Annotated in this window: 21 protein-coding genes; 6 read left to right on the top strand and 15 right to left on the bottom strand. The window is 32.4% G+C overall.

The window, feature by feature from the left end:
• Window positions 1–145: 145 nt before the first annotated feature.
• Both GOY12_RS02025 and GOY12_RS02030 read right to left on the bottom strand, forming a co-directional pair.
• Window positions 146–964, bottom strand: coding sequence for an SDR family oxidoreductase (locus tag GOY12_RS02025; RefSeq protein ID WP_175818407.1), 819 nt, complete (start codon window positions 962–964; stop codon window positions 146–148).
• Between the two features lie 5 nt (window positions 965–969).
• The gene (locus GOY12_RS02030) at window positions 970–1,614 is read right to left on the bottom strand and encodes an alpha/beta hydrolase (RefSeq protein WP_175818408.1); all 645 of its coding nucleotides are present in this window, start codon (window positions 1,612–1,614) and stop codon (window positions 970–972) included.
• Between the two features lie 159 nt (window positions 1,615–1,773).
• On the opposite strand from GOY12_RS02030, the gene GOY12_RS02035 reads away from it, so the two are divergent.
• Window positions 1,774–2,073, top strand: a complete 300-nt coding sequence (locus tag GOY12_RS02035) for an NADH dehydrogenase ubiquinone Fe-S protein 4 (protein ID WP_175818409.1) — start codon at window positions 1,774–1,776, stop codon at window positions 2,071–2,073.
• Window positions 2,074–3,686: 1,613 nt separating this feature from the next.
• Here the strand turns inward: GOY12_RS02035 and GOY12_RS03705 are convergent.
• Window positions 3,687–3,881 carry a biotin transporter BioY gene (locus GOY12_RS03705; protein ID WP_246214347.1) on the bottom strand — a complete coding sequence of 65 codons (195 nt, stop codon included), beginning with the start codon at window positions 3,879–3,881 and terminating at the stop codon, window positions 3,687–3,689.
• Between the two features lie 240 nt (window positions 3,882–4,121).
• Between GOY12_RS03705 and GOY12_RS02045 the strand changes: the two genes are divergently transcribed.
• Both GOY12_RS02045 and dapF read left to right on the top strand, forming a co-directional pair.
• Complete coding sequence (locus GOY12_RS02045) at window positions 4,122–4,679, top strand: nitroreductase family protein (RefSeq protein WP_175818410.1); 558 nt, start codon at window positions 4,122–4,124, stop codon at window positions 4,677–4,679.
• Between the two features lie 1,088 nt (window positions 4,680–5,767).
• Entirely contained in the window at window positions 5,768–6,562 is a 795-nt protein-coding gene (gene dapF, locus GOY12_RS02050; RefSeq protein WP_175818411.1) for a diaminopimelate epimerase, read from the top strand.
• Between the two features lie 7 nt (window positions 6,563–6,569).
• Here the strand turns inward: dapF and sucD are convergent, their stop codons facing one another.
• The 4 genes from sucD to secB form a co-directional block, all read right to left on the bottom strand.
• Complete coding sequence (gene sucD, locus GOY12_RS02055; protein ID WP_175818412.1) at window positions 6,570–7,448, bottom strand: succinate--CoA ligase subunit alpha; 879 nt, start codon at window positions 7,446–7,448, stop codon at window positions 6,570–6,572.
• A 3-nt stretch (window positions 7,449–7,451) separates the two neighbouring features.
• On the bottom strand, window positions 7,452–8,612 hold the full coding sequence (gene sucC, locus GOY12_RS02060; protein WP_175818413.1) for an ADP-forming succinate--CoA ligase subunit beta: 1,161 nt from the start codon (window positions 8,610–8,612) through the stop codon (window positions 7,452–7,454).
• Between the two features lie 33 nt (window positions 8,613–8,645).
• Window positions 8,646–8,846, bottom strand: a complete 201-nt coding sequence (locus tag GOY12_RS02065; RefSeq protein WP_175818414.1) for a 30S ribosomal protein S21 — start codon at window positions 8,844–8,846, stop codon at window positions 8,646–8,648.
• Between the two features lie 195 nt (window positions 8,847–9,041).
• Window positions 9,042–9,545: a protein-export chaperone SecB gene (gene secB, locus GOY12_RS02070; RefSeq protein WP_175818415.1), complete on the bottom strand. Its 504-nt coding sequence runs from the start codon at window positions 9,543–9,545 to the stop codon at window positions 9,042–9,044.
• A 164-nt stretch (window positions 9,546–9,709) separates the two neighbouring features.
• On the opposite strand from secB, the gene GOY12_RS02075 reads away from it, so the two are divergent.
• The 3 genes from GOY12_RS02075 to GOY12_RS02085 are packed head-to-tail and all read left to right on the top strand — an operon-like array spanning window position 9,710 to window position 11,750.
• Window positions 9,710–10,375 carry a Tim44/TimA family putative adaptor protein gene (locus GOY12_RS02075; protein ID WP_175818416.1) on the top strand — a complete coding sequence of 222 codons (666 nt, stop codon included), beginning with the start codon at window positions 9,710–9,712 and terminating at the stop codon, window positions 10,373–10,375.
• A gap of 18 nt (window positions 10,376–10,393) precedes the next feature.
• Window positions 10,394–11,089: a DNA polymerase III subunit epsilon gene (gene dnaQ, locus GOY12_RS02080; protein ID WP_175818417.1), complete on the top strand. Its 696-nt coding sequence runs from the start codon at window positions 10,394–10,396 to the stop codon at window positions 11,087–11,089.
• A gap of 43 nt (window positions 11,090–11,132) precedes the next feature.
• Window positions 11,133–11,750, top strand: a complete 618-nt coding sequence (locus tag GOY12_RS02085; RefSeq protein WP_175818418.1) for an SCO family protein — start codon at window positions 11,133–11,135, stop codon at window positions 11,748–11,750.
• 82 nt (window positions 11,751–11,832) lie between these two features.
• Here GOY12_RS02085 and GOY12_RS02090 read toward each other — a convergent pair whose 3' ends face one another.
• The 8 genes from GOY12_RS02090 to lon form a co-directional block, all read right to left on the bottom strand.
• On the bottom strand, window positions 11,833–13,083 hold the full coding sequence (locus tag GOY12_RS02090; protein ID WP_175818419.1) for a citrate synthase: 1,251 nt from the start codon (window positions 13,081–13,083) through the stop codon (window positions 11,833–11,835).
• A gap of 82 nt (window positions 13,084–13,165) precedes the next feature.
• Complete coding sequence (gene rpsT, locus GOY12_RS02095; protein ID WP_175818420.1) at window positions 13,166–13,435, bottom strand: 30S ribosomal protein S20; 270 nt, start codon at window positions 13,433–13,435, stop codon at window positions 13,166–13,168.
• Between the two features lie 34 nt (window positions 13,436–13,469).
• Entirely contained in the window at window positions 13,470–14,072 is a 603-nt protein-coding gene (locus GOY12_RS02100) for a lysophospholipid acyltransferase family protein (RefSeq protein ID WP_175818421.1), read from the bottom strand.
• Window positions 14,073–14,266: 194 nt separating this feature from the next.
• The gene (locus GOY12_RS02105; RefSeq protein ID WP_175818422.1) at window positions 14,267–15,253 is read right to left on the bottom strand and encodes a tyrosine-type recombinase/integrase; all 987 of its coding nucleotides are present in this window, start codon (window positions 15,251–15,253) and stop codon (window positions 14,267–14,269) included.
• Entirely contained in the window at window positions 15,243–15,413 is a 171-nt protein-coding gene (locus tag GOY12_RS02110; RefSeq protein WP_175818423.1) for a hypothetical protein, read from the bottom strand. Before GOY12_RS02110 ends, GOY12_RS02105 begins: the two co-directional genes overlap by 11 nt.
• Before the next feature lie 152 nt (window positions 15,414–15,565).
• Window positions 15,566–16,219, bottom strand: coding sequence for a DnaA ATPase domain-containing protein (locus GOY12_RS02115; protein ID WP_175818424.1), 654 nt, complete (start codon window positions 16,217–16,219; stop codon window positions 15,566–15,568).
• Between the two features lie 115 nt (window positions 16,220–16,334).
• Window positions 16,335–17,408, bottom strand: coding sequence for an AI-2E family transporter (locus tag GOY12_RS02120; protein WP_175818425.1), 1,074 nt, complete (start codon window positions 17,406–17,408; stop codon window positions 16,335–16,337).
• A 531-nt stretch (window positions 17,409–17,939) separates the two neighbouring features.
• The gene (gene lon / locus GOY12_RS02125) at window positions 17,940–20,417 is read right to left on the bottom strand and encodes an endopeptidase La (protein WP_175818426.1); all 2,478 of its coding nucleotides are present in this window, start codon (window positions 20,415–20,417) and stop codon (window positions 17,940–17,942) included.
• Window positions 20,418–20,431 lie beyond the last annotated feature (14 nt).

Consider the following 20,431-nt stretch of genomic DNA (forward strand, 5'->3'; position numbering starts at 1 on the left):
ATACTATCTCAAGTCCAAGTGTTAGGCTCCAGGAGCTTTTTGAGTTAGTGAAGCATAAAGTAACTACTTCATACAGAAAGTGACCTTTCATAGGAAATTATGACAATCAGTATCAATTACTTAGACGTAACCTCTCTAGGCTTATTTATTCCATTGTATGCAACTTCAGCTCTTCAATATATAAACTCTCCAACCCTACTTTATAATTAGGGTAAATTAGAGAAATACTAAGATCTTTTTTAATTTTAACATTACTCACTTTTTTTGACCCTAAGTAAAAACTTTGTGCATAATCTGGTAAAGAGGAAACTTCTATCGGCTCTGGAACGCTAACGTTTAGAAGTTTAGCTGCGTATGTTATCACTTCAGATTGTGTAGCAGGTAAATCGTCTGCACAGTTATATATTTCCCCAGGTTTCATATTTTGCATAGAAGAAAATAGAATATTAGATATATCTTCAACATGAATACGAGAAAAAAGATGCCCTTCTCTTTGTACATTTCTTGCTTTATTAAGCCGTAAGTTAACTAACATGTTTCTGCCAGGACCATATATTCCAGCTAAACGAAAAATATGCACAGGTAACTTACTATTTAGCCATTTCTTTTCAGATTTAAGGCGGCTTTTCCCTCTACTTTCTACAGGTTTTGTTTCAGATTCTTCTGTAACCCAATTACCAAAATGATCACCATAGACAATAGTTGCAGATAAATACCCAAGCCATCTAATATCTTGAAAGTAATGACCATATCTCTCTAATACGTCATCACCATCCGGTGGAATGGAAACTAAAATATGTGTTACGTTTTGAAATATATCTTTATTTATTTTCTCGTAATCAAAGAGATTAATGCTTTGTATGCCTTGATTTCTTGAAGTACCATTAATTTTCCAACCTAAGCCTAGCAAATTTTTTGATAAAAATTTAGCTACATACCCATACCCAAAGCAAAACAAGCGCATGGAAACTAGCTTTTAAAATTTTTCTTAATAAACTCTACACCTAACTTTATCCCCTCCTCGTTGATAATATGTCCTAACGCATGAATTGGGTATCCTTCAACATTTACCCCACTTTTCTTTAGAGCTTCAACCATCAAGTTAAGAGAAGAAAAAGGCACTATATCATCAGCGTCACCATGAATGACACACACATTAGGTTTTGATTTGATCTTTGGTATAACTTTTGAAGGCAGGAGAAACCTACCAGAATATACAACAACTGATGCGCAAGATTGAGGGCGGGCAAGGGCTGTATGTATAGCAAGCATTGCCCCTTGAGAAAATCCAACTAAAGAAAGCTGTATATCTTTTAAGCCAAATTCCCTCAATTTTGTATCAATAAAATGATTTACTATTAACGTAGCATTTTTTATCCCATTATACAATACTTCCTCACTGTAATCTTCTAAACTAAACCACTGATAGCCGTCACCTATTTCTCTTTTAAATGGAGCATCTGGTACTATAAAACATGAATCAGGTAAAGACTTGCTCATAACTTTAGCAAGATGAACAAAGTTATCACCGCTTGATCCCCAGCCATGCAAACAAACAACCAAATTTTTCTTATTTCCGCTTGCACAAATTTCTGGACCTTTAAGTTCAATCATTCCTTCATTCCTTTTTTTTGTATTTACACTTTTAATCTAGCATTAGTTTATGCTTTTGTAAAAGCTTATATCTCTATGTCCTCATTTTAATGATAAAAGAAAATTGCATTTGTATAACGGTTTATTTAAGTATATATTTTAGTTTACTTAACAAAAACTATGAATATTGATGATGAAGTAGTTTTAAAGATTTACAAACCAACAAAAACTGCAACTCAATCTGGTCTAGGCAATACACGCTTTTGGTATCTAAAAACTAAGCCAGATTTCTATTATATTGAGCCTCTAATGGGGTGGGTTGGCTCAAAAAACCCAAAAAAGCAAATCATATTAAAGTTTAGTTCCCTCGAGCAAGCAATATCTTACGTAAAAAAACGCAACGTTAAATATATAATTGAAATGCCAAAAAGCATTAGGAGGTTACCAAAATCTTACGCAAGTAATTTTATACCAAAGTAAGTTTTATTGTAGTTTAAACCTTCCAGTGTCAGTTACTTAAGTGCAAGAAGCAACTTAATATAAATAATATTTAGTATTCTAATTATAGAGTATACTGCCTTATTAGTAAATTAACTAATACTCTCATCATAATACTGGTTACCTGTAAATTTATTGTGCGGTTTCTATGAGTAACAAATGAACACCTTTTAAGGATAGTGCTAAGGAAAAATACTTAGCTTTTAAATAACCTTAAAAACATTTACAAAGATACTAAGAACAGTAACACATCATAATCCTTTTACCAAATATAGTAACCACATTGATAAACCATACGAAATTACTAAGATTGCTTTGCGAAGTTCTGTAACAGCACTAGACTATCTTCATACCACCTTCATCATTATCCTATATTGAAGAAAGGAAATGGGATCTAAAATTTGAAATTTACAATTGTAAATGGCAGAAAGAACTAAATGAGCTAACATAAATCACTCTGTACACAAAAACTTCTTCAAAAAAAACAAAAGTAGATTTCATAAATAATATGAATTTCTTTATATATTATCAATAATAGGCTAATAAATGTAGAACTTCAATATACACCATATAAGGAAATTCCTGGCAGCAGCATTAAAGCATATTGGAAGCATTTCTCAGTGTAACCTAAAACTACTAATAATAGCACAAGATTAAGAATAGTAACCACTGTTTTAGACAGAGAAGGAAAATACCATCGATTCACTAGACAATAAGGTGTTACAAAAAAAATATAATACCTTCCAACATAGAAGAAGCAGAAAAACAATAGTAAGTGAAGTGATATACTATCTAATATACAGATAATACGTCACCATCAAGCGCATTTATTAAACTTCTTATAAAAGGTCTTATAGATAATAACTAAAAAATTTACTAAAATTAATGACAAACAATTACAAGCCTAGACCTAAAAGATAATACCGACAATAGTAATAAAGAATTAACAAAAAAATCTTAGTAACCAGAATAGTAATCAATTAATTTAATATCAGAAGAAGTAGTATTCTATATTAATACTGTTAGAAAGTATAAATTACTATTTAATATTTTCATCAACACACTAAACCTTAAATGGAGACCAAAAAGGCGTTTCCTCTCTAACCTTTTTTACTATAACTTCAGATCAAAGTCTTTTTAACTCTTATTTCCAAAACTTCTATGTGTACTCCACCTAATAGCCCTAAAATTTTGAGCTTATACAGTATTACTTACCTTTTTTAGTCTGATTTTGTACTGGCACTTTAAACATCACTCAACTATTTTACTAGATACTATTGGTCAATAGTTACCTTATTTGTTATTCTTCTATAATTTTCTACAAAACCCTAAGAATATCCGTACCTTTAAAACCTAAAGCATACATAAAGTGATGAGAGCAAAGTCTTATCATTTTTTTTAAATATTGCAGAGCTGCTACAAGTAGAAAAAATTTTCACCAAACCAGGCACAAAATAAATAGTAGAACACCCAACCACTATTGCCTGTCTCAGACCTCTACATAAATGCAAGCCAACCAACACCACACATAAAAATCACAATTGTACCAACTAAACAGCTTAAAGAATTTCGTATAAGCAATCTACACTTAGAACTTAACAATTTATCCACCATACCATTACTATAACAGCAGCTAAAAAGCCAATTAAATATCCACCTATTGCCCCAAGAAGAGTAAAATAATCAACAGGAAAATCTACAAAAATGGGAAACCATGACACACTAAGCAATATATACACAAGCACAGAATAAAATGCTGTTTTGTGATCAAATCTGAGCCCAATGAGCACATCACTCCTAAACTTTGCAGTGTGATAGGTACGGGATGAAGAGGTATGCATATTTGACTCATTAGAAATAAGAGTAAAACGCAAGAGAAAATTTTAACTAATATTAACTTACTGCTAGGTTGTGTATAAACATGCCTATCAAAATAAAACACGTTTATACTAATTATATTTATAGAATTCTGCAATTCAAATTTTGCTTACATTGTGTTACAATAAATTAATTTATATACTTAAATAGAAATGATGAATACACAAGATTTATTGGCATTGATGAAAATAAGACACAGTGGGTGTTTATATGATCCAGATAAAGTAGTAAATCAAGAAAAGATCAATGCTTTAATAGAAGCAGCTCGGCTTTCTCCTTCATGTTTTGGTGATGAACCTTGGAGATATATAATATGTAATAAGCAAAGTAATCAAAATTCATGGAAAAAATTACTGAGTTGCCTTGATGAATCTAATCAAAAGTGGGCAAAAAAAGCACAAGTATTGATCATATCATTAAGTGCTAAAAATTTCCGGAAGCTAGATAAAGGAAAAAATTTTTGGGCTAAGCACGACACCGGTGCAGCAAATTATGCGCTTATGTTACAGGCCGCATCGACAAACTTAATGGCACATCAAGTAGGCGGATTCGATAGAAACAAGATAGTAAAAAGATTCAATATACCTAATGATTTCAACATAACATCAGTAATAGCAGTTGGTTACGAAGAAGAAGGCACTGAAGTTCAGGAAAAAAAAAGAAGGCCAATAGAGGAAATATTCTTTTACGATGAGTGGCCATTGAGCTAACTTGATCACTCTTCTTCAGCACCATAAAATATAGTTGTTTGGTAAGTAGGTTTTTCTTATTTTCAAACTCATAATTTATGCTATTCTATATAGCTTAGTAAAAGTCATAAAGAGCAGAATGCCAACTGCTTCATTAAGAATGGGGAAGAGATTTTCAGATAGTATTTAAGTACTTTTGAACAGCAATGTCATCAAATCCTTCAACAAAAATCTTATAACTTACATATTATACTTCCCTTAAAAAACTTTTATGGGTCCCACACGCATGGTTTAACTTACCTTTACTCTCCAATACTCTACTCTATTTCTATCATATTGGAAAACTGAATATATCTTGATAAGAAAATCTTTCCCAGTTTAATTTTAAGTTTGTATAAGCAAAAGGTTTGTACATATAGTAAATAAAAAATATTTTAATTACCAATTGGTTCAGTTCATTAAAAGTACTGAGACCAGTATAACTACTGCTACCAAAACTATAGTTGTTTCTTAGTCAACTTTGCGAATGCTTCTGGTAAAGATTATAAAACTAAACAGATGATTTTAGACTCCATCTCAGTAGCTTACCTAATAGTATCGAGCTGAGTGCCAAATAGTCCTCCTAAGATATTGAATCAATAATAGCGTGATGTTTTTTTTTAAGCCTTCTTACAAAGCATTGCTAAAGCTTTTTTATTTTTGAAAACCTCAACTTAGTATAGTTGTAAATCATATTTACTATTATTACTTCTCCTTCTACTTCAATCTAGACCAGTTGAGCATTACCAGCACTACTAGTATTTTTTATTGATTAAAAAACACCTAAAGTATTTTTAAGTACTCCCAGATCTTTAGAAACCATATCCAACAATATAATCTATATTACCAAAAGAAAAAGTTATATTGCGTGTAGTTTCAAATTTATCAAGAGTAGGATAAATAAAGCCAATTTTACACTTCTTACCTCTTTCCTTTTTAACCTAAGTCCAACTGAAAGATAATTTTATTGTTGCTTGATATTAATTCAACATCCATACTACAAAAAACTTCAGTGTATAAAAACAGCTGCAACCAGAAAAGAAATTTTTGTTTATATAGTCTTTACTATAATGATAAGCAGTTTAACAGATAAAACTTCCTATATCAAGATGCACGGCACTGGTAACAACTTCGTTATCATAGACTCACGTGTAACAAATAACTTAGAATGGAGCTATAGAGAAATCGCAAACCAAAACGGATGCGATCAAGTAATAGTCATCACTGACTCTAGTACAGCTGATTGCTTTATGCACATTTATAATGCTGACGGTAGCAAAGTTGAAATGTGTGGGAATGCAGCGCGTTGCGTTGGATATCTGACAATGTTAGAAAAAGATACTGAGTATGCTACCATTGAGCTAGTAAATAATCGTATTTTAGAGTGTTTTAAAGTCAGTGACAAATTCATAAAGGTTAATATGGGTAAGCCCTTACTTAAATGGCATGAAATTCCTTTATCTATTGAATGTAACACTCTTTATTTACCTATAAAACTCGAGATGCTAAAAGATCCAGTCGCAGTAAATATTGGTAACCCTCACATAATTTTTTTTGTTGATAATGTAGATACAATACCATTACTAAACTTAGGACCAAAATTGGAAAACCATGTATTCTTTCCAAAAAAAACCAATGTTAGTATTGCACAGATTAAAAAATCTGGAGAAATAGCTTTGAGAGTCTGGGAAAGAGGTGCAGGTAACACTGCTTCATGTAGTAGTGCAGCTTGTGCAGCATTCGTCGCATCTATACTTCGTAAGTATTTAACTACTAAGCAAACTTCAGTAAGTTTACCAGGAGGAAACTTATTAGTTAAATGGACAAATAATGTATATGTAGCTGGCAATGTAGGGTTTCTATAACGATACTTTAAACTTGATGCATCACCTCTAAAATCTTTTTACCAATCACCGCTGGAGTTTCTGCAATTGCAATTCTTGCACTTTTCATAACCTCTAACTTTGCAGCGGCACTTCCACTACTAGAAGAAATAATAGCCCCAGCGTGCCCCATGCGTCTTCCTGGAGGCGCTGTTTGACCAGCTACAAATCCAACAACTGGCTTTTTAGTTTTCTCTGTCTTTATAAAATATGATACATCCTCCTCTTCATTTCCACCTATTTCACCAATAATTATAATTCCATGAGTATCCTCATCTCTTAAAAACAGTTCCATACAGTTAACAAATGTCATGCCATGAACAGGATCACCTCCAATTCCGACGCATGTTGATTGACCAAGGCCAATAGCAGTCGTTTGTGCTACCGCCTCATAAGTTAAAGTTCCAGAACGAGATATAATTCCTATATGGCCACGCTTGTGGATATATCCCGGCATAATTCCTATTTTACATTCTCCAGGTGTAATAACCCCTGGACAGTTTGGACCAATCAACCGACTTTTTGAACCTATAAGCTTATATTTAACTTTTACCATATCAAGTATAGGAATACCCTCTGTAATACAAACTATTAACTCTATCTCTGCACTTATTGCTTCAAGTATCGCATCAGCAGCAAACTTAGCAGGTACATATATTACTGTAGCATTCGCACCAGTTTTTTCTTTAGCTTCTCTTACAGTATTAAAAACTGGTAAATTTAGGTGAGTACTTCCACCTTTACCAGGAGTTACACCACCAACCATCTTTGTTCCATAACTTATTGCTTGCTCTGAGTGGAATGTACCCTGTGCACCAGTAAAACCCTGGCATATTAATTTTGTATCTTTATTTACTAAAATAGACATACTTTATTTTACCTCTTTTACTATCTTCTGCGCAGCTTCACCAAGTTCATCTGTAGCAATAATGCTTAACCCTGACCCCTCTAAGATTTCTTTTCCTTCTTTAAAATTAGTACCTGATAACCTAACCACTAAAGGAACTCCAATATTCACTCCTTTTACAGCTTCAACAATTCCACTTGCAACAACATCACAACGCATTATTCCACCAAATATGTTAACTAAAATCCCTTTTACATTACTATCAGATAATATAATCCTAAACGCCTTGGTGACAGCTTCCTTATTTGCTCCACCACCAATATCCAAAAAATTTGCAGGCTCTGCTCCATAGTACTTTATTATATCCATTGTTGCCATAGCAAGACCAGCACCATTCACCATGCAACCAATATTACCACCCATCTTTATATAACTAAGCCCATGCTTTGAAGCTTCTATTTCTTCTTTTACTTCCTCATCATAATCACGTAGTTGTACAATTTCTGGATGACGATATAAAGCATTGTCATCAAAATTAATTTTTGCATCAAGTGCAATAAAATCACCTGAATTTGTTTCAGCTAGTGGATTAATCTCTATTTGACTTGCATCAGTTGTAATAAATGCATTATATACACTTTTTGCAACATCTGTTATTTTCTCTATTTGCTCTGGATTTAAATCAAAACTACTGTTTAATTTTCTGCTATCAAAACTTGCTAAACCAGAAGCAGGATTAATATCGAGCTTTACAATTTTCGTAGGAGAATCTTTTGCAACTTTTTCAATATCCACTCCACCTTCTGAAGAAAATATGAATGTTGGCCTGCTGAGCTTTAAATCAATTACTAAACCTAAATAATACTCTTTCTTAATATTCAAACCCTCTTCAATGTATACCCTTTTTACTTGCTGCCCACTTGGTCCCGTTTGGTAAGTCACCAAAGTCATACCAAGCATATCCCTCACAAGCTGTTGAGCTTCTTCAGTTGACTTTGCCAGTCTTACACCACCAGCTTTACCTCTACCACCTGCATGAATCTGAGCTTTAACTATAAGCACATCAGACTCTAATTGATTTATTCTAGTTTCTATTCCTTCTGCAGATGTAGTAACAAAACCCCTTAATACTGGAACATTAAATTTACGTAAAACCTCTTTTGCTTGATATTCATGAACATTCATAAAATAACCAACATAAACATAAATTATTAAAAACTACCAACCATACCGTTGCCTTCTGCTCTCTTGTTGGCGCCTCTTTTTTTTGACTTCAGCCTTCTTCTTAGCTCTTATTTCCGATTTCTTTTCATGATATTGTTTTTTTATTTTTACCCCTCTTCCTTCCTTTTGAATTGTTTTTTTTAATATTGGAAAAGCTCTACTTACATCACCATAATGAACTGATACCTCGATCAAACTCTATACCTCCATTCATAACTATCTCAAAAAACTACTTATAAATTAGAAAATTAACATCGTCAATTACTTTATAAACTCAAGCATTAAGTTATACTGCAACTGGAACACTAAGCTCTACCTGTCAAAAACGTCAAAGCCCTCTAGCTTCTTGTGCACAATTCTCTCACATTGGAACAACAAGGATAGACCATATCAATTAAAATTCTCACTGCTCACATTATCTGTTTGGTGTTGACTTTGTTGCTTATACATAGCTTCAAAATCTATAGGATCCAATATAAGAGCAGGAAATCCACCACTACTTGTAATCCTTGCAATTATTTCCCTGACAAAAGGGAAAAGAAAAGTAGGACCACCTATAAACAGAGTTTGCCTTATCTCTTCCACATTTAGCTTCATAGAGTTTTCTATTGAAAAAATACCACAGTATTTTGTTTCACAAATGAAAGCAACACCATTTTTTATATTTTCACCTTCCACCACTGCTTTAGCTTCTATATGCAAAGTAACCTCATGAAAAGATTTTTCTTCACCATTTCCTTCTTTACCTTCAGTTCCTTCTAACTTCACTGAATTAACATTAACCATTACATTAATACTTGGAGCTTCTCTTAAAAAAAGAAATGGTGAATTCGGATTTTCAAATGATAGATCCTTAATATATTGGCCATGAATCTTTATTTTGCGTTGTGACATTTCTTACGCTCCATAATCAAGTTGAAGTATTTAATATTTTCCTCTACAATATAGTCATTTGTAAATGAATAGCAAATCTAAATCGTAGGTTGATATAGAATAAGCATATTTTATTAACAATTCATAATGTTCAGGTACTTTACATTCTAAGGAGTTGAGTTACTATGGTAGAGCTTGTAGTATATGCTTTATTAGCAGCATTTATTTTTTCACGGTTATATAACTCTTTAGGAAAGTTAACAAATCCAAATTTAAGAAAATTAACTAATGTACTCGATGTAGGCAAAAGTAATGAAGACATAACAGAAAACATTGAAGACTACATTAATAGTAATAACAAAAGCTTAATAAAAGCCGCTTACAAACAAATACTACAAAAAAACAAAGACTTTTCCATTTCCTATTTTATGGAAGGTTCAAGTATAGCTTTTGAGCTAATAATAAAATACTTCAATCAAGGAAATCTATCTCAATTAAAACCTCTTTTAGATAAAGGCTTATATAACAACTTTGCAGAGAAAATCAGACACCGCCAAGAAACACACGAATCTATAATTGTTTCTATTATTTCACAAAAGATTTTAGAAATAAAACTAGTGAAAAATGTAGTGTTTATTGCAGTGTATTTCCTTTCAGAGCAAATTAATTTTGTTAAGGATGATAAAGGAAATATTATATCAGGTAGCACATCTACGATCAATAAAGTTGAGGATATATGGCAATTCAAAAAAAATATCAATTCATCAGACCCAAGCTGGCTGCTTGTTTCTATTAACTACAATAAAGACAATGATGATAAAAAACCAATAACCAATGGTAAACAGTGTTAGCCCTGTTTAAAATCGATCATGAAAAGTAAGCTGCGTGAAATAGTACTTGATACTGAAACTACTGGCCTTGATATTGAATTTGGTCACCGGATTATCGAAATAGGATGTATAGAATTGATTAACCGCGTCCCAACAGGTAAAGTATTCCATCAGTACCTTAATCCAGAAAGGAATATACCTTATCATTCATTTAAGATTCATGGCATTAGCGAAGAATTTTTGGAAGATAAACCATTATTTTCAGATATTGTACTTGAATTTCTTGACTTTATATCTAGCGATATCTTAATAATCCATAATGCTGAATTCGATATCAAGTTCCTTAACATGGAACTTAGTAAACTGAATGCCGGATCAATTTCCTTAAACAGAGTACTAGATACATTACCACTTGCAAGAAAAAAGTTTGTAGGATCACCAGCATCTTTAAGTGCATTATGCAAACGATTTGATATATCGCTAGGGAACAGAGAATTACACGGAGCACTAATTGATGCTCAACTGCTTGCAAAAGTTTATGTTGAGCTTACAGGAGGGTTACAAACTTTCTTATTTGATAATCAATATAAACAAGATAACAACTCTGCAATTATTTATCACAAAGTGCGTGATTTAGCTCACAGGAAACATTCATTAAGTGATGAAGAAGTTAATGAACATAGAAAACTGTTAGATAAAATTAATAACCCACTTTGGAAAGAATATATTGAGTAAATTAATTAATAAGATATAATCTTATTTTTTCAAGGTGTTTTTGATGACCAAGTTTACAAGATTGTTACCTGTTATGCTAATAGCATTATTAGTAGTCATTTTTCTTAGTTATTGTTATTTCACCAAAAGATACATATTTACCTCAATAGCTACCCACAACACAGAAGTTAAAATAGGAAGAGATTTTGTTCTAATTAACCAAGACAATCAAATTATACACAGTCAAGATTTTAAAGATAAGTATATGATGATTTTCTTTGGGTTCTCTTCATGTAAAAAGGTTTGCCCTATGAATCTTGGAATAATTTCAGAGGTACTTACAAAACTAGATGAGAAAACTAATAAGAAGCTACAAACATTTTTCATAACAGTTGACCCTGAACGTGACAGTACAGAAAAGCTTAAAGAATTTCAGCAGCAATTTGACTATAGAATACAGATGTTGACTGGTGAAAGAGAAAAAATAGATGAGGTAATTACAAGTTATAAAGTATACGCTAGCAAAACTGGCGGAGAAGAAGAGATTAACCATTCTTCGATAATATATCTTATTGGCCCTAAGGGAAAATACATCACACACTTTACAGCTGATCTAAACTCAGATGAAAGTCAATCTGATAAGATTGCAGCTGAAATTAAGAAATATATAAATGAACTATAGGCTCCCTGTACCTAAATGGATCTGTACCTAAATGGATATATTAAATCTGTGGCAATTAACGCTTAAAATTAGGAATGCAGGTTCACTTACCAATATAGAGTTGTCTCGGCCTACAAACCTTAGTTTCTCTATCACTCATCATTTCATACCATTGAGCGACCCACCCAGTGGTTCTTGAAAGAGCAAAAATAGGCGTGAACATATTTGAAGGAATATTAATAGCATTCATTATTATACCAGAGTAAAAATCAACATTAGGATATAACTTACGCACAACAAAATACTCATCCTTTAAAGCTATTTCCCCAAGCTTCTTTGCAATCTCAAGTAGTTCATTATTCTGCTCGAGCTTATCTAAAACCTCATCACAAGTGTCTTTCAATATACGTGCACGCGGATCGTAGTTTTTATAAACACGATGCCCAAATCCCATTAGTCTAAATGGATCTTTATCATCTCTAGCTTTTTTAATAAATTTATCTATATCCCCACTTTGTCTTATTTCCTTTAACATACTTATAGTTGCCTCATTAGCTCCACCATGTGCTGGCCCCCAAAGGGCAGCAACCCCTGCAGACAGACTCGCTAATAGATTAGAACCAGCTGACCCTACTAATCTAACAGCTGTCGTAGAAGCATTTTGCTCATGGTCAGCATGAAGAGTAAATATTTTATCCAGAGCCCTTGCAAAAAGAGTGCTTCTATTACTATCAAAAGTATCACCAAACATCATCCTTAAGAAATTTTCACTATAGTTTAATTCACTATCAGCATCTATGAATGTCTGATTGTTGATATATCTATATATCATTGCAACAATTGCAGGAACTTGTGCTATCGCAGAGATTCCAAAATCCAGGTCTTTATTATTAATATTAGTACCATGCTCTTCATAGTACAATGCTGACAAACTTGCAAAACATGCAATCAAAATTGACATAGGATGAGCAGTTTTTGGAAACGCTTTAATCACATCAATAACCTGCTCTGGCACTTTGGACAACCTTTTTATTTTTAGAAGAAACATTTCATATTGTTCTAGACTGGGCAACTTACCATAGAGTAATAAATAAATTACAGTAGTAAAATCATTATTCTCTGCCAAATCAGTTATATCATGCCCCCTATACCTAAGTACTCCTTCATTCCCATCAATGAATGTAATTGCAGAAGAACACGCAGATGTGGAAATAAACCCTGGATCATAAGTAAATAGTCCTGTCACCTTATATAAGTCCTTAATATTTAATACATCAGGACCTATTGTTCCGCTTAATATGGGTAGCTCAACTTTTAATCCATTGCTTAATTCTAATAACGCCTTTTTATCCATAATTTAAGCTACTCAAACTTTATATAAAGCACGTAAACCAAAAAGTACACATAAAACCTTAATTAACCTTAGATTAATTGCATCAAACAGTCATCAATGCTTTTACTCTCGCATTCAAGCGACTTATCTTACGTGCAGCAGTCTTCTTATGAAGAACACCTTTATTTACACACTTATGCAAATTAGACTCAGCGTTTCGAAATGCTAGAATAACACTCTCTTTATTACCAGATTTAATTATATCAACTAATTTTCTAATAGCAGTACGAGTTTTACTTTTGCGCATTTTGTTTATCAAAGTGCGCTTTGTTATCACTTTCACCATTTTTTTAGCACTTTTATGATTTGCCATATATTAATAACTACAACACTATATTTCCTTCTCATTATAAAAACTTTCCACTAATTTGCAATACCAGTTTTCCTTCAGCCAATTCACTACTTTTTTCTTCAATATTTTTTTCTAATTTTTTTAAAAATTCACCTCTGCTTAATCCCGGATATATTGAAGGCAATATCTCTATTATCGCCTTTCCAGGATTTTTTTTCACAGAAAGTATGCTCTTTGGCCAAAATAAACCAGTATTTAAAGCAACTGGTAACACAGGAACAGATAATATACTATATAAAGCAGCTACACCCGATTGATACTTCACCTTTTGCTTTGCAAGCGTCCTGGTACCTTCAGGAAATATAATTATGCTCCTATTTTCTTTTACACGTACCTTTGCTAGCTTAACAATATGGCGTATAGAGCTGATACCATCCAAGCGGTTAATAAAAATCATTCCAAGCACGACGAGATGTAAGCCAACAAATGGGATCCACTTTAGTTCACGTTTTAAAACAAAAACTGCATTTCTAAATAAAAGTATAAAAATAAATGTCTCAAACGGAGATTGGTGTTTAGAGGCTACTATAAAGGGCTGCTTTGGAATGTTTTCCACCCCTCTAATTTCATACTCAATACCACATAATAAACGAAGCATGTAAAATACAACCTTAACTGAAAAGGCAAGAAAAATAGTTACTACATGTGTAGGAAAAAAGAGTACAGGAAGAGTAACTAAAGTATAAAGTACTCCCCACAATACAAGAAAAAAGTTAAATAACAAATTCAAAGCTACCAAATCTAGATGAATTTATTTAAGTTTAACTCTACTACAAACTTTAAACAATAAGTTTAACTATTAATCACCTGAGTAATAGGGTGTAAGTCAGCTAATTTACCTTTCAATTCTTTGTTAGTAACATGAGTATATATTTGAGTTGTAGAAAGGTTAGTATGACCAAGAATTCTTTGTATCAGTACAATACTTGCTCCACTATCCAGTAAATGAGTAGCAAAAGAATGCCTAATTACATGCGGAGAGATTTTACTTTCATCAATATTACACTTTTTTGCTAATTCCTTAATTAATTGACCGATTCTCTGTCTTGTAATTGGCTTATTAGGTTTACTACCTGGAAATAACCAATCAGACTCCTTATCTCCAGGTATTAGGTTACAACGAACTGATAAATAATTTTTAAGGCTTTTTAGTGCTTGTTCATTAAAAAGGATTTGCCTTTCTTTACCACTTTTCCCTTTTATAATTATAAAACATTCTCTGTCATTACTATTTACTAAATGTAATACCTCACATAACTTCATATTAATCAGTTCAGTAATACGCATACCAGAAGAGTAAAGGATATCTAAAATGGCACATAGTCTCTTATTGCTTATCTCTTTATTCGATCCGCTTACTGATTTTCTGACTGTATTCATCAGCAAAAGCATTTCTCCAACACTTAAACACTTTGGTAGAGGACGAGAAACTCTCGGACTTTTTAATTCATCATCATTAGCTGGAGCTGGATTAAAATCTATTATTCCATCATTAAATAAGCACTTATAAAAATTTTTCACAGCAGATATCTTTCTTGATATAGAACTACCTTTATATTTCTTTTGCATGCTTAGAGACTTCACATAATCTTTAATATTAGCTTTACTTGCATTAATTAAAGTAGTACCACCTCTCAATAAAAAATCCTCAAGCTGAAGTAAATCCGAACGATAACTTTCTAAAGTATTTTGCGTAGCAGACCTCTCTGATACTAAAACATCTATATAATAGGTTATATAAAGATTTTCTTTTTTATCTTGCAATTGTTCACTCTCCACCACTAACTCCTATATTTATTTCTTTAACTACAGTTTGATTAGAAACGTTACTCATATTTTTTATCAAAAAATATGAGATAAACAAAGCATTCACCAATATTATAAGTACAATAAGCCTGCGTCTTAATTTCTTTTTTAGATTTGACCTTACTTTTACCATAGTTAAATTATAATATCAAACCTATAGAAAATATCTACAAACTACTGCAATACATTACCCTTAGCCACATCCAATTATACCTACAGTAGTTTTATAGCACCAGAGTAATTAAGCGGTAGATCATTTGCTAGACCACAGATACTAATAAATCCCTAATATATATAACAACCACTCTTTTTTAGTAAAGTACTAATAAAGGGAATAGTAATATTTGATCCCATGGATTCATTATCTATTTTCTCCATAATTTTATTAACACTGCAAAAAGAACGTTCTATCCTTGCTAAAATATAATCAATCACCCTCAAATTAACCCTAAGTTGTTTATCTGAAAATCGTTTTATCAGCATAATTCGTAATAACTCTTCGCTTGCAGGCGGAATTTTAACACTGGTAGTTGATAGTACACGAGAACTTAAATCTTTTAACCTTAAATTAAGTCTTTTTGGCGAAGCTGAAGAAGTAATAAGTAGCCTTTTGTTATTTTCCTTCATATAGTTGTAACAATGTAATAACATCACTTGATCTTGAACATTTTGTATATCCTCTAAAACAAAAGCATCACTATATTTCATCTTACTGACAAAATTATTCACATTAATAAAAATCGCATTGTTTACTGATCGCCAGATGTGAGCAAGGTGAGTCTTACCAGAACCTCGAGGACCAAAAAGAATCAGACATTTCCAAAATAGATCATCAATTACTGAACTGTATACGTGCTTATTTTCACATAAAATAATAAAATTTTGCCTACTATAATCAGCTTGATTATTGTTGAATAAATTTAACTGTACATTAAACATCCTATATCCCTGACAGTGAGTTTATATCAAAATTCACTTATTCTTCTAGTATACACAGGATATTTTATTATCCACCTCTTCATTATCAATATAGACTAGTTATACAAAAAATCTGCTAGCTACCCTTATAAAACTCACTTTGCAGATATACATCTACTACATACTTTATTGATACATTAAAAATCGCTATTATTGGAATAAAAAATAATATACCTATCAGTCCAAAATATGAAGCGCACGTAGTTATTCCAAGAATAACTACACCCGGGTGCATATGAACTTTTTTCCCTATTAACAAAGGAACTAGTATGTTCGCATCTATTAACTGTCCAACACTAAACAATAATAAAACAGCAGCACTCTTGAACCACCAGCTGAACTGAGCAATAGCACTGAAAAAACCAACAGTAGTATATATTAATGGCCCTATATAAGGTATAAACGTTAGCGTTCCTGCTAAAATTCCAATAGCAATAGGATGTTTTAACCCAATTACACTAAGACCTATAGAATAAAAGGCTACCATAATAACACATATATTTGCCTGTCCTTTTAGGTAATTAAATATAATAAAATCCACTTTTAAAAAAAAATCTGTAACTTTTTCTTTATAAAGAACAGGAACTAATTCACTAATCTTTACTATAATCAGAGGCCAATCACGCAACATATAGAAAAACATTGTTGGAATAACTACTACCAATGATAATGCATGAATTAAGCCAAAGCTCGAACTCAACGCCTGAACAATAAAATTAACTACAATACCAAAAGCATTTATAGAATAAGACATATAATTACCACAATTTTTTGCTAGATTTTCGGATAAAAGATCAAATAAACCATCTCCTACTTTTATATTAAGAAACTCTAACACAGATGGGATAGCTTTAAGGTTTAATGAAGGTGCTTGACTAATTAAAAAATTTAACACCGAAGTAATTTGAACATATATGATAGGTAAAACAAACATAATAACCAATACAAGAGCCAACAGTAGCACAAATATTATAAAAATAACAGAATATAGGCGTGGTATTTTATGCTTTTCAAACTTTACCACTAGCGGATTAAATGAATATGCGACAATAACAGATATTAAGCACGGGAAAATCATATGGTACACTAAGAACAACATACCAATTATAGGAACCAGTGCAAAATAAACAGGTATATGAAATTTTTGCATACCTTTAGTGTGCTAATTAATAAAAAAATACACAACTTATTTTACTCACTTAAAAGGCACTTTTCAATTTACTATCAATTACGTTCCGCAGAACTACTTTAGAAAGCTGGATACCAAATGAAGTCCTTGAAACATTACACTATCGTATAGCTTTCTCGCATTTAATAACCATGATTCAGTGTTCTCTAATACAACTAACCTTTAGTCATAAACATTTATGAAATTCACCAATAAAAAAGAAGGTAAAAGAGGCCTTGTAACATCTCTCCCTAATTTTGTAACTACTATCTTAACGCTTTACAAATTCATTTCAGCTTATATAAACAAACCAGGAAATGTCGTAAAGATATAAGGTACATACAATACAAAAATTAAACATAGAATATCAATTATGTAATACTTTTATCGCTTAATCTACACAAAATTAAAGATAATTGAATACTTATCATTATCATAATAAGAAGGATAGCAAAAATTTGGTAAGCAGTTTTCATTCTGTTTCATAGCTATTTGAAACTTATTATTGCACTACTAAAGCCATAAAAAGGTCTGATGCTTTAGTGTTTTTAACTCAGGAAAGCTACCGCCTCTATTTTCTACAGAAGAAGATGGTGTGTTATTCCCGGTATTACCTTCGATTTGAATAGTGGGTCGTATCAAAGCAACCTTTATCACCTCATCAATATTCTTGACAAGAACTATGTTAACCTTTTCCTTAATCTTTGCTGGAATTTCTTGTATATCTTTCTCATTTTCGCTAGGTATAACTACAGTCTTAATTAATCCTCTAAGTGCTGCAAGTAACTTTTCCCTTAAACCTCCAATAGCCAAAACTCTACCGCGTAATGTCACTTCACCTGTCATAGCAACACTTTTGTCAACTGGTATACTTGTCATAAGAGAAACAATAGACGTACATACTGCACTACCAGCAGAAGGCCCATCTTTTGGTACAGCACCTTCAGGTATATGTAAATGTATATCATTACTTTGAAACCTTTCAGGCTCTATACCAAAAAATAGACAATTCGATCGAACATAACTATATGCAGCTTTTATAGATTCTTGCATCACCTCTCCAAGTTTCCCAGTGTATTTTATTTCCCCCTTACCGGGAATCAGAACTGACTCTATCATTAAAATGTCACCACCTGTTTCAGTATAAGCAAGTCCAGTTACCACCCCCACTAAACTCTCATTTTCTGCAATACCAAAAGTATATTTACGTACACCTAAATAATCTTGTAAATTATCAACCCCTACAGATATTTTCTTACTTTTATCAATCAATATTTTTTTGACTGCCTTCCTCATAAGTTTTGCAAGCTCCCTTTCCATACTACGCACACCACTTTCACGTGTGTATAAGCGTATTAACTCATATAATGCATCATCATCTATACTCCATTCCTTCTGACGTAAACCATGCTCCTTTTTCAACTTAGGAATTAGATAATACCTAGCAATATTAACCTTCTCATCTTCAGTGTAACCAGACAATTGTATAATCTCCATCCTATCAAGCAAAGGATACGGCAAATTTAAGCTATTCGCTGTAGCTACAAACATTACACTTGAAAGATCAAACTCAACCTCTAAATAATGATCTGTAAAGTGCATATTATGTTCTGTATCCAAAACCTCAAGCAATGCAGACGCAGGATCATCACGCGAATCAGAACCCATCTTATCTATCTCATCAAGCAAAAAGAGCGGATTACACGAATTAGCTTTTTTCATGTGTTGAATAATCTTACCAGGCATTGAACCAATATAAGTCTTTCTATGACCACGTATCTCAGATTCATCACGTATACCACCAAGAGCAATACGGACAAAGTCTCTACCTACTGCTTTTGCTATAGATTTAGCTAAGGAAGTTTTACCAACACCAGGTGGCCCAACTAAGCAAAGTATAGGACCTTTTATCTCTTTTACTCTTTTCAATACTGCTAAAAATTCTACTATCCTATCTTTTACTTTCCCTATTCCATAATGATTCTTATCTAAGATTTTCTTTGCTGTATTTAAGTTAATTTTTGTATCCTTATACTTTCCCCACGGCAGATCAAGCAACCAATACAGATAATTAGATATAACTGTAGCTTCAGGAGAAACTGGATTCATTTTCCTATATCTCTTCAACTCAGTTACAGCTTTTTCTTTTGCTTCCTGAGAAAGCTTCGTTTCATTTATTTTTTTCTCAAATTCATTTACTGTACTTCCTTCTTCTCCATTTTCAAATTCGCCTAATTCTTTCTGAATAGCTTTCAACTGTTCATTAAGATAGTAAGCTTTCTGAGTGCTCTCAACTTGCGATTTAATTGTTTTACACAAACGGTTTTGTGCATCTAAAATGCTTATCTCTCTTTCAATAAAAGTAAAAGTTTTTCTTAAACGCTCTACTGGGTTATAAGTTTCAAGTATGCTTTGTTTATCTGAGGCCTTTACATTTAGGCACGAAATTATTGTATCTACAAGCTGATCAAGCTTCTTGATTTGTTCAATGGGGTTGATAATAATTTCAGGATGATTCTTCTTGTTCAGTTTACACCAGCTATCAAATGCACTTATAACAGAACGTCTCAAAGCCTCTAGATCAACATTATCTTCATCATCTTCATGCTCATAATAATTACTCAACTCTACTTTAGCCTGTAATAAAGTATGAGAGCTAATATATTCTAAAACTCTTCCCCTGTTTACTCCTTGAACTACAACCTTTACTGCATTATCAGGTAATCTTATTAATGATTGTACAATATTTGCCAGCACACCTACCTCATAAAGGTCTTGTGGCTCCGGGTTATCAACAGAACCATCTCGTTGTGTTACAAGGAAAATCTCATTTTGACAACTGCTATCATCAATTGCACGCTCTAATGCATTGATAGACCTTTCCCTACCTATAAACAAAGGAACGACCATACTTGGGAAAACTACTACATCCCTTAAAGGCAATACTGGCAATGTAACAAAACTAGAGTCTATAGCACATTCAACGCTCATAATATATATCTTAA

This window comes from Wolbachia endosymbiont of Dirofilaria (Dirofilaria) immitis, from assembly GCF_013365455.1.
Classification (GTDB): Bacteria; Pseudomonadota; Alphaproteobacteria; order Rickettsiales; family Anaplasmataceae; genus Wolbachia.